This is a genomic window from Variovorax sp. P1_H12_2 (assembly GCF_056405335.1).
In genome coordinates, this window is record NZ_JBFUCI010000220.1 from 1 (window position 1) to 10,283 (window position 10,283).

A 10,283-nucleotide genomic window follows, 5' to 3' on the forward strand; every position below is an offset into this window, starting at 1 on the left:
GATATCGCCCTGGGCGACGAGCGTGTCCATGGCGGCGCCGTGGAACGAGACGCCGACGGGCAGGCCCGGGATGCGCAGCGGCTCGCTGCAGTCGCCGGGCAGCGGCAGCAGGCGTGGCGGCGACAGCCCCGGCAGGCCGTCGGGCAGCGCCAGCGCCTGGCTGCGCAGCATCAGCGCATGGGCGCGCGCCACCAGCGTCTCGCCGGCCAGCAGATCGATCGTCAGGCGGGTGGTCGAGCGCGCGGGCTGTGCGGTGCAGCGCGTGGTCAGCGGCGCCACCGGCACCGGCTTGACCAGTTCGACGCTCAGGCGCGCGAGCTGCCAGCCGGGTTCGGCCATGGCGCTTTCGGCCACATGCGCCATCAGGGCACTGGGCGCGCCGCCGTGCTGGGCCCGGGGATCCCACGGCCCGCGCGACAGTTCGCTGGGCAGCCAGACATCGCCCTCGCGCGCGAAGACAGCGGCGGGGCGGGCGGAGGCGATCGAGGTAGGGGTCATGGTGACTGCGTTTTTACCGCAGTTGGTGCTTGAGCAGCTTTCCGGTGGCCGTGCGCGGCAGCGCGTCGCGGAATTCGTAGGCGCGCGGGATCTTGTAGCGCGCCAGCTGCGGCTCGAGGTACCTGCGCAGCGCTTCGCCGTCGACCGCCCGACCGGCGCGTGCCACCACGACCGCCGTCACCGTCTCGCCCCATTCCGGATGCGGCCGGCCGATGACGGCCACGTCCTGCAGGTCGGGATGCATCGCGAGCACGTCCTCGACCTCCTTCGAGTACACGTTCTCGCCGCCGGTGACGATCATGTCGCGCAGCCGGTCGACGATGAAGAGGTAGCCGTCCTCGTCGATCCGCGCCAGGTCGCCGGTGCGGTACCAGCCCTGCGGGTCGAAGGCGGCCGCGGAGGCCTCCGGGTTGTCGAGGTAGCCCTTCATCATCGCGGGCGAACGCAGGTGGATCTCGCCGACTTCGCCGGCCGTGCAGCGCTGTCCGTCGGCGCGCCGCACCTCGACTGCGACGCCCGGCACGCCCGCGCGGCCGATCGAGCCCGCCTTGGCGATCGCCTCCTCGGGATAGAGCACCGTGCCCAGCGGACCCGATTCGGTCATGCCGTAGACCTGCACGAAGCGGTCGCTGCCGTAGCTGTCGGCCAGCTTGCGCGCCATGTCGGCGCCCAGCGGTCCGCCGCCGTAGGCCCACATGCGCATCGCGCCGAAGTCGTAGGCCTTGACGTCCGGCACCACCGAGAGCGGGGCCAGGAAGGCGATCGGCGCGCCGAAGGTGAAGCTGATGCGCTCCTGCGCCAGCGCATCGAGGAAGGCCTTGGGCGCGTACTCGCGCAGGAACACCGCGCTGCCGCCCATCAGCAGCGTGCCGAGCAGCCAGTTGTTGAGCGGCGACGAATGCCACGCCGGCATCGCGATCAGGGTGCGCTCGTGGCGCGTGAGCGAAGTGCTGGCCGCGGCGCACAGCGCCGCGAGGAACACGTTGGCGTGCGTGTGCAGGCAGCCCTTGGGCTTGCCCGTGGTGCCGGAGGTGTAGAGGATCTCGGCCAGCGCATCGCCGGGCGGCGGCGCGGCGTCGGCCATCGGCGCGGCCTGCTCGAGCAGCGCGTCGAAGGAGGCCATGCCGGCGCCGGCGCTGTCGGTCGCGAGCCAGACCGGCGTGTGGTCGATCTTCTGCGCGAGCGGGGCCAGGGCGCCGTCCACCACGCACAGCCTGCTGCCCGAGTGGCGCAGCACGTAGTCGATCTCGGGCGCCTGCAGCTTGTGGTTGACCGGCACCACGGCGGCGCCCAGTCGCCAGGCACCGAACAGTGCGAGCACGAAGCCCGGCGTGTTGAAGCACAGCAGCGCCACCTTGTCGCCGGCGCCGATGCCGTGGCCGCGCAGCACGGTGGCGGCGCGGCGGCTGAGCTCGGCGAACTCGCCGTAGCTGAAGGAACGGCCCGCCGCGCGCAGGAATTCCCTGGCCGGCTGCACGCGGGCGTGCTGGTCCAGCACCGAAACGAAATCAGTCATGCCTGTCGCGTCTTCAGTGCCAGGCCGCGCGCAGCAGCGCACCGGGATCGCTGGTGCCGGCGGTGATGCCGGTCACCGGCCCCCAGTCGGGGTCGAAGCGGCTGCCGATGAAGGCGGCCGAGGCCTCGGCGCTGGCGTGCTGCAGCATCAGGCAGGCCTGGGCGGTGAGCACCAGGCGCTGCGTGAAGCGGCGGGCCTGGCGTTCGAGCTCGTTCGGCGGCAGCAGGAGCGCATCGCGCAAGGCCTGCGTCTGGGTCCGCAGGCGGGTGTCCTGCGAGGCGATTTCCTGCAGATGGTCGAGCACCCGATGGGCATCGTCCGGATTGCGCGAGACCGCGCGCAGCACGTCCAGGCTCATCACGTTGCCCGAGCCTTCCCAGATCGAGTTGACCGGCGCCTCGCGGAACAGGCGTCCCATCGGGCCGTCTTCCACATAGCCGTTGCCGCCGAAGACTTCCATGGCCTCGCCGGTCAGCGCCACCGCGCGCTTGCAGTTCCAGAACTTGGCCGCGGGCGTCATGAGGCGGCGCCAGGCGACGTCGAACGGATCGCTGGACCCGAAGTGCGAGGCCAGGTCCATGGCCAGCAGCGTCGCGGCCTCGGACTCGAGCGCCATGTCGCCGAGCAGCTCGGTCATCACGGGCTGGTCGACCAGAGCGCGGCCGAAGGCATGGCGGTTGCGCGTGTAGTGCAGCGCCTGGGCGAAGGCCTGGCGGATGAAGCCGGCGCTCGCGACCGCGCAGTCGAGGCGGGTATAGGTCGCCATCTCGATGATGGTCGGAATGCCGCGGCCTTCCTCGCCGACGAGCACGCCCCAGGCCTCCTTGAACTCGACCTCGCTGCTGGAATTGGAGCGGTTGCCCACCTTGTCCTTCAGGCGCTGGATGTGGATCGGGTTCTTGCTGCCATCGGGCCGCCAGCGCGGCACGAAGAAGCAGGTCGAGCCGCGCTCATCGGTCTTGGCGATCACCAGGTGGCCGTCGCACATCGGCGCCGAGAAGAACCATTTGTGGCCGGTGATCAGGAACTCCTCGCCCCAGGGGCCCTGGCCCGCGGGCACCGCGCGCGAGGTGTTGGTGCGCACGTCGCTGCCGCCCTGCTTTTCGGTCATGCCCATGCCGACCGTCATCGAGTGCTTCTGCGCGAAGGGGATGTCGCGCGCGTCGTGCACCGTGGCGCCGAGCTTGGGTGCCGCCGCCTCGAACAGCGCCGGGTTGAGCCGCATCACCGGGATGCAGGCCTTGGTCATCGTGGTCGGGCAGGTCGAGCCCGACTCGATCTGGCTGTGCATGTAGAGCGAGGCGCCGTAGCCGGTCCAGGCCGAGGGGCGCTGGTCGAAGAAGGGGAGGTTGGCGATGCCGTTGCGCCGCGCGATGGTCATCATCGTGTGCCAGGCGGGATGGAACCTGACGGCGTCGATGCGCTCGCCGGTGCGCGAGTGCGTGTGCAGCTCGGGCTCATGGTGGTTGGCGTCCTCGGCGGCGCGCAGGGTGGCCTCGGCGCCGTACTCGGCGCCCTGGCGCACCAGCTCGTCGTCGCGCCAGCCGGCGCCGCCGCGCGCCACCGCGCGGCGCAGGGCCGGGTCGCTGGTGTAGACGTTGTAGTCCTTGAGTTCGGGAACCTGGTTGTCGGGATGGATGCCGGTCATGGTGTGTCTTTCGGAGGTGAATGGAGGGTGCGGCCTCAGCTGCCCGATGGGCGCTTCATCTGGCAGGTGGTGGCCTGCTCGGCCGCCTTGGCATCGACCACGGCCACCTGCTTCCAGCCCAGCCCGGTGTTCTCCTGGTCGTGCACCACGGCCTTGCCGTCGACCTTTTCCCAGCTCAGCACGTAGATCGGCTGCTGGGCCTGGTGGTCGGACTTGCGCATCTCGACCGGACCGTTGAGACCTTCGAAGCGCATGCCTTCCATCTTCGCGGCCACGGTGACGGGATCGGTCGACTTCGTTTCGCGAATCGCCTGCGCCAGCATCACGATCGCGTTGTGGCCGAGGCTGTTGGTGAAATCCTCGTTGACCTGGCGCTTGAAGCCGCCGAGCAGCGGCTTGCCCGACAGGCCCGGGTCGTTGGGGCTGAAGGCCGAGACCAGCTTGACCCGGCCAACGCCTGCCGCGCCCATGGCGCCCGGCACGCCGAAATTGTTGGCGTTGAGCGTGTAGAAATCGACGCCGAGTCCGGAATCCCGTGCGGCCCGCACGATCAGGGCCAGGTCGGCGCCGAAGTCGGCCGTGATCACCGTGTCGGCGCCGGCGCGCTTGATCTTCGCCATGTAGGGCGAATAGTCCTTGACCTGGCCCAGCGGATGGAAGTCGTCGCCGACGATCTCGATGTCGGGGCGCTTCTTGGCCAGCAGTTCGCGCGCGGCCCTGGAGACCTCCTGGCCGTAGGCATAGTTGGGGTTCAGAAGAAAGACCTTCTTCACGCCGGCCTGAAGCGCGATGTGCGTCGTCATCGCCGCCACCTTCATGTCGGAATTGGCGTCGGTGCGGAAGTGCCAGAAACTGCACTGCGCATTGGTCATCACGGGCGCCTGCGCCGCATAGTTGAGGTACACGATCTCCTTGCCCGGGTTGCGGCTGTTGTGCTTGTCGATCGCGCCGAGCAGCGCGACGCCGACGGCGGAGGAACTGGTTCCCTGCACCACGTAGCGGATGTCCTGGGCCACGATCGAATTGAGCAGGCTCAGGGCCTCCTGGGCGGACAGCTTGTTGTCGAAGGCGACGATCTCGAACCTGGTGGGCCCTGCCCAGCCCTCGTCGTTGGCCATCTTCACCGTGTACTGGAAGCTCTTGAGCACGTTGAGGCCGAGGCCGGCCATGGGCCCGGACATCGCGTCCAGCGAGGCGATCTTCACGGTCGAGGCGGGCTGCGCCGAGGCGGTGGCGGCAGCCAGGACGAGCGCGGCCGAAGCCGCGCGGACGATGGTTTGCATGATCTTGTCTCCCGTTTTTCTGGGTTCCGCGCCGGGCTTCGGCGCTGCTGTCCATCGCTGCAGAATGCAGCCTGTCAGCTCGAAAAATTCTAGGAACAACCGACGCTCCGGGTGTTCGGGTTCCGGCGCAAGGAGACCAGGATCAAACGTTCCCCGACTTCTCCCTCGAGGAGAAAGCCGCGCCAGTCGCGTGCGCTGCAGACTTCGCAAGCCCTGCAGGAAGCCTTTGTTCGGCTTTTGGTCGAACGCGGCTACGCGGGCATCACGATCCGCGAGATCGTGCTGGTGGCCGGCACGGGCCTCGGCAGCTTCTATGAATACTTCGCCAGCAAGGAGGACCTGGCGCGCGTCTGCCTGCACCTGCGCTCCAAGGCGCTGCTGATGGCGATGCAGGACGCCGTCGCGCGGCACACGGGCCGCCCGCTGCGCGAGATCGTCGACGCGCTCATCGACTCGCAGATCGAGGCCCACCGCGAGCGGCCGGCGGAGTGGGGCGCGCACTACCTGCTCGAACGCCACCTGTCGGGCGTCGACGCCTATCGCAAGATGTACGAGCGCTTCGTCGACGCCTGGGCCGATGCGCTCGCCGCCGCGGCGGACCTGCCCGCGGGCTGCCCGATCCGGGAAGCGGCGCGCGTCAGCCAGACCGTGATGTACGGGCTGGTCTCGCACGTCCACATCAGCGCCGTCGGTGCGCCTGATTTGCAGGCGTTGTCGCGGCAGGCGCGCACGGCAGTCAATGCCTACCTCGAGACCTTGCGCTGACCCGTCGCCCTGATCCCTAACTCGCGACAAGGACGCGAACAAGAACGACGAGGAGCCCTGCAGCAACGGAGGAGGCGACCGTCGTCACGACCAGGTCGGACGTCCCTTCGTCCACGTCTTGCCGCGTCGGCGCAGCGCTGGCATTGAGTGGTTGCGGCACCGCTTCAAAGGCGGGGCTGAACGGGCTGTAGAGTGCTCCGCCGAGGCTCGCCGAGCCGGACTCGTCGCGCTCGACATCCTGGCCCGTTGGCTCCTCGATCAAGGCCGCCTTGATCGAGGACGCCTTTTCAGTGTCGGCTGCAAACAGCGATGCACCCGCGAACGCAGACAGCGCTGCCAGACAAATGCCTGCTGCCGTCCTGCGCATTCCTTGCTTCTTTTTCGCCACGACGATGCCCCTTCGGGGTGCCGAACCGTTGCTACTGCTTGCTGCCGGTCGCCTCGTGCGCCTGATGATTGCCGAAGGTCAGAGGCGCCGTGTTGCAGCTGAGCACGGTTTGTCCCGTCCCGGTCAGCTTGATGAGGACCAGCGCGGTGTCCTTGGTGCCAGGCTCTCCGCCATCGGTGAAGGTGAATGTTATTTCTGCAGGCTGACCGTTGAAGGTGCCGGTTCCGGCGCCGTCAAAGGTATCGAAGTTCGCACTCGGGGGTTGCTGGATCGCGTCGGTGTCGGTGCACACCGCCTTCGTCAAAGTGGTGAGATGGAAATTGTCGCCGCCGGAAAAGTTGATTTCCAGATTGTTGGGCTCTGCGAGCGTGGCCGGCGGATCGCCCTTGCAGTGCAACTCGAAGCCATGCGTCACTTTTTGTTGCCCCGGATCACTGCAGACAAAGCTTCCGCCACCCGTCATTCGACCTTCCTGGTGTGCCCATGCAGCGCCCATCATCGTCGCCGCCGCTGCCGCCGCGGCGCAAAGCACAGCCTTTCCGCAAAGTTTGTTCATGATCTTTCCCTGCCCCGCCACGGGCGGTGATACCAGGGCCAAGGCCCCCCACTTGAGGAGGTTGAACAAACAGGCGCGAAGGCCCATCGGGCGCAAAAGTTGTACGCCTCAAAGCGCCCATTCTCAATATCACGAATGGCGTATCGCTGATGCGTTGCGCGGCGCCCAGAGATACCTTCAAGGCGTCAGTGAGATCGGGTGCGTGCTTTGACACCCTCATCACTGGCGTCTCGTTTCCGACGCCCAAAAGAAAACGGCGCTATCGTTTTCGATAGCGCCGTTTCTATACCAGTGAAGGGTTTGCTGGTGGGCCCTGAGTGACTCGAACACTCGACCTACGGATTAAGAGTCCGACATTTCTAGATTTCCTGGACGATATTGACGGCCTTCCGAGGTAGGTGGGCTCTACAGAGGTAAAAATCACGGTCAAAGCCGTCCATTCCATCCACTTCATGCACTCCTAGACTGTCACCAGCCTGTCACCGATTCTAGAATGGTGACAGTCGTTATCACACAGGAAGAGGCCGCATGGCAGATGGAGCAGCAACCCCCGGGCAGGTAATCATCGGGCTGAAGCCGGGCGCGTTCGCGTCCTTGGGGAAGGTCGGCGTCGGGACCGTGGAGGCACGCAAGCTGGGCGGGGGCGACGTGCACCTCTATTGGCGGTTCACGCTGGCCGGGAAGACCACGCGCGTTCCGATCGGCACCTATGACTCAAGCGCGCCGCCCAAGTCCGTCGAGCCCACGACGAAGGGGTATTCGATACGGGCCGCATTTCGAGCGGCGGAGGCCATGGCGAAGGAGCATCGGGACAGCGCCGACGAGGGAGGCTACACAGCGTTACAGGAGCGCCGTCGGGCCGAGCGCGAACTCGCCGCTCGGACGCAAGCAGCCGGCAAGGAGTACACGCTCTACAAGCTGCTGGAGGCCTACTGCGACTACCTGAAGGGCCTGGGCCGCGGATCGCACGTCGATGCGCGCAGCATTTTCAAGTTGCACGTCAAGGGCGCGTGGCCGAAGCTGGCCGACAAGCAAGCCAGCGAGGTCACGTCGGAGGAAATCGCCGACGTGATGCGCAAGCTGATCGAGAGCGGCAAGGACAGGACAGCCAACAAGCTGCGAAGCTACGTGCGAGCCGCGTTTCAGGTGGCAAAAGCGTCGAGGTCGAAGGCGAGCATTCCGGTGGCGTTCAAGAGCTACGGCATTACGACCAACCCGGCTGCCGACACTGCGCCAGACGAAGCGGCGAACAGGGCAGACAAGAACCCCCTGAACGGTGACGAGATGCGCCGGTACTGGAGTGCGATCCAGCACCTGGGCGGCAGCAAGGGCGCGGCGTTGCGCGTGCATTTGCTGACCGGGGGGCAGCGCATTCGGCAACTCGTCGACGTGACGACAGCGAACGTGTCCGCCGACAGTATTCTTCTGTTCGATGGGAAGGGGCGACCCGGCAAGCCTGCCCGGCCGCACCTCGTACCACTCATTCCGGCCGCGGCGAAAGCCATGGCGGCGCTGAAGCCGGCCGGCGTGTACGCTATGTCCACGGACGGCGGTGAAACGCACCTGAGCCCTACAACGCTCGCAAACTGGGCCGTCGAGGCCGCAGGTACTGCGGAGCCGCCGATCGAAGGGTTCAACGCCAAGCGGATCAGGTCCGGCGTCGAGACGCTTCTCGCGAGTGCGCGCGTGTCCCGCGACGACCGGGGACGCCTGCAATCCCACGGTGTAGCGGGCGTGCAGGCACGGCACTACGACGGGCACGAATATCTCGACGAGAAGCGTGTCGCTCTCGAAACGCTGCACCGCCTCCTAGAGGGCAAGGGCATCGGCAACGTGGTCAAGATGCCGGCCGCGAAGAAAGCCGCCTAGAGGAGGGGCGGCATGACCTTCGCCAATTTCATGGCGTTCACGCGCGCCTTCATCGCTGCCCGCGAGCGTCAAGCGGATCGGCGATGGCTGCAGGATGTGATCGCTGGCCGCGCCGACCTCATGTCGCCCGCCATCTTCCCGAGGATGGGGCCGCTCTTCGAGAAGTACGACGCCGATCCGCGGATGAAGGCTTTGCTCGAACGCGCCGCGAACGCCTACGCCGATTTCGCCGTGTCCGCTGCGTGTTGGGCGCTGGCGGGTGGCGCAATTGAGGACGCACAGCGCAGCGCAAGGGGCTTCTGAGTCCGCGTCGAACCTGCGCCGTGGTCTTAACGGGTCAGGKGCGGCCATAGCCCATAATATGTTTGACAGACTATGTTTGTCAGACATACATTAAGGACTTAACACGCCACCATGGATAAAAATGACAGCGACGAACGAATCTGAACTAGTGCAGCGAGCGATGGCCGGCTACTTCCGTGCCGGCGGGGGCCAAGAAACCGTAAGCGGCGGCGTCGTGATGGAACACGCCTCTCATCAGTATGTGGTTCTCACGGGCGCCACTGGCACCGTCTGCGTGTTCCGCGTGCGCAACAACGGCCCGCTGCGTCGCCTGAAGCGCTGGCCGCCCGAGCTGAGCCTCTCCAGCCCTGTCAATGAGGGCGCCGACCTGCTGGTGGAGGCAGTCAAGATTGCGGATCGTCTGCTCGCCACTGCTTCCGGCACTCAAAAAGCCGATCTTGCCAAGCTGCGCAAGCTGGTCGCGACGGCCGGCTACACGCTTGATGCAACGGACGGCTCTGCGGGCGAAGACCTGCTTTCCGTTTGGGGCCTTGCATGACTTCGACTATCAGATTGCGTGCTCTCCAACGCGACTTGCTAAACCGCCATCTCGGCTTCAGCCAATTCAGCGAGCTGGACATCGTTCAATTTGATCGCGAGGTGCTCGAAGTCCTTGCCGATTTTGTAGTTGCCAAGGCCGCCACGATTCCTGAGTTCCAACAACTCGCAAATCAAGCCGTGGCGCGCGCGATCGCGGCCAACATGCTCCCGAGCCGCCCCAAGAAGAGGCCGAAAGAGCGCGTCCTTGACGATGCCAAGAAGCGGGCCGCCGTCCGCCAGTTTCTCAAGGGCCGGGAAGACGGCGGGACCGTCGAAGAGGTGGCCGCCGCTGTTGGTGAACAAGTTCAGGACAACAAGGGAAAGGGCGCAGACGCCAAGACCATTCAGCGCTGGGCGAAGAGGGCGGCGATTGAGGCGCGCGCGCCCTCCGTCGAAACTGCCTCCATAACGCCTGAGCAGGTTGCGTCCGCCATGGGTCTCAATCCTGGCTTGCCCACACCAGATACCCCTTGGGTCTTGCACGTGATTGAACATGGTTCCGCACCGACGCCTTGGCCCGCCCGCGACGACGGAGCCGATCTGTAGCGGGCTGCTTGGCCGGCAACCATCTCGCGGCTACGGACAATAAGTAGCCGACTTTCTGTCATCGACGCGGCCGTTCATCGCCGCGACTATCCACCCCGTCAGCCCTGTCGGAGTGGACTTTCTGGAAATTCCAGACCACTCCATCAACCAGATTGGAGTGGTCATGAGCACCAAAGAAAAGCAAGTTCCCCGTCCCATCCGCATGGCACCCGTGCGCAACAAGACCGGCCTCTCGCATGGCAGCGTCTACGCGCAGATGGAGAAGGGGCTGCTGCCGAGCAGCATCAAGATCAGCGAGAAGAGTGTCGCTTGGCTCGAACACGAGATTGACG

The 10,283-nt window shown here is 66.3% G+C and carries 12 protein-coding genes; 6 read left to right on the top strand and 6 right to left on the bottom strand.

Going from position 1 to position 10,283, the window contains the following annotated elements:
* The 4 genes from AC1D2K_RS20665 to AC1D2K_RS20680 all read right to left on the bottom strand — a co-directional run.
* Positions 1 to 498: acyl-CoA thioesterase domain-containing protein (locus AC1D2K_RS20665; RefSeq protein WP_478090697.1), on the bottom strand; the 498-nt coding region annotated here is incomplete at its 3' end.
* 13 nt (positions 499 to 511) lie between these two features.
* Positions 512 to 2,014: a class I adenylate-forming enzyme family protein gene (locus AC1D2K_RS20670; protein ID WP_478090698.1), complete on the bottom strand. Its 1,503-nt coding sequence runs from the start codon at positions 2,012 to 2,014 to the stop codon at positions 512 to 514.
* A gap of 13 nt (positions 2,015 to 2,027) precedes the next feature.
* A complete protein-coding gene (locus tag AC1D2K_RS20675; RefSeq protein ID WP_478090699.1) occupies positions 2,028 to 3,662 on the bottom strand; it encodes an acyl-CoA dehydrogenase family protein in 1,635 nt (544 codons plus the stop codon).
* Positions 3,663 to 3,697: 35 nt separating this feature from the next.
* Positions 3,698 to 4,945: a branched-chain amino acid ABC transporter substrate-binding protein gene (locus AC1D2K_RS20680; RefSeq protein ID WP_478090700.1), complete on the bottom strand. Its 1,248-nt coding sequence runs from the start codon at positions 4,943 to 4,945 to the stop codon at positions 3,698 to 3,700.
* A 237-nt stretch (positions 4,946 to 5,182) separates the two neighbouring features.
* Between AC1D2K_RS20680 and AC1D2K_RS20685 the strand changes: the two genes are divergently transcribed.
* The gene (locus tag AC1D2K_RS20685) at positions 5,183 to 5,710 is read left to right on the top strand and encodes a TetR/AcrR family transcriptional regulator (protein WP_478090701.1); all 528 of its coding nucleotides are present in this window, start codon (positions 5,183 to 5,185) and stop codon (positions 5,708 to 5,710) included.
* 16 nt (positions 5,711 to 5,726) lie between these two features.
* On the opposite strand, the gene AC1D2K_RS20690 is transcribed toward AC1D2K_RS20685, so the two are convergent.
* Both AC1D2K_RS20690 and AC1D2K_RS20695 read right to left on the bottom strand, forming a co-directional pair.
* Entirely contained in the window at positions 5,727 to 6,098 is a 372-nt protein-coding gene (locus AC1D2K_RS20690; protein WP_478090702.1) for a hypothetical protein, read from the bottom strand.
* Positions 6,099 to 6,129: 31 nt separating this feature from the next.
* Positions 6,130 to 6,654, bottom strand: coding sequence for a hypothetical protein (locus AC1D2K_RS20695; protein ID WP_478090703.1), 525 nt, complete (start codon positions 6,652 to 6,654; stop codon positions 6,130 to 6,132).
* A gap of 528 nt (positions 6,655 to 7,182) precedes the next feature.
* On the opposite strand from AC1D2K_RS20695, the gene AC1D2K_RS20700 reads away from it, so the two are divergent.
* The 5 genes from AC1D2K_RS20700 to AC1D2K_RS20720 all read left to right on the top strand — a co-directional run.
* Positions 7,183 to 8,523, top strand: coding sequence for a phage integrase central domain-containing protein (locus AC1D2K_RS20700; protein ID WP_478090704.1), 1,341 nt, complete (start codon positions 7,183 to 7,185; stop codon positions 8,521 to 8,523).
* 12 nt (positions 8,524 to 8,535) lie between these two features.
* Entirely contained in the window at positions 8,536 to 8,826 is a 291-nt protein-coding gene (locus AC1D2K_RS20705; RefSeq protein ID WP_478090705.1) for a hypothetical protein, read from the top strand.
* 160 nt (positions 8,827 to 8,986) lie between these two features.
* Positions 8,987 to 9,364: a hypothetical protein gene (locus AC1D2K_RS20710; RefSeq protein ID WP_478090706.1), complete on the top strand. Its 378-nt coding sequence runs from the start codon at positions 8,987 to 8,989 to the stop codon at positions 9,362 to 9,364.
* Positions 9,361 to 9,951 carry a hypothetical protein gene (locus AC1D2K_RS20715; RefSeq protein ID WP_478090707.1) on the top strand — a complete coding sequence of 197 codons (591 nt, stop codon included), beginning with the start codon at positions 9,361 to 9,363 and terminating at the stop codon, positions 9,949 to 9,951. Before AC1D2K_RS20710 ends, AC1D2K_RS20715 begins: the two co-directional genes overlap by 4 nt.
* A 202-nt stretch (positions 9,952 to 10,153) precedes the next feature.
* The coding region (locus tag AC1D2K_RS20720; RefSeq protein ID WP_478090708.1) for a helix-turn-helix transcriptional regulator at positions 10,154 to 10,283 on the top strand (130 nt) is incomplete at its 3' end.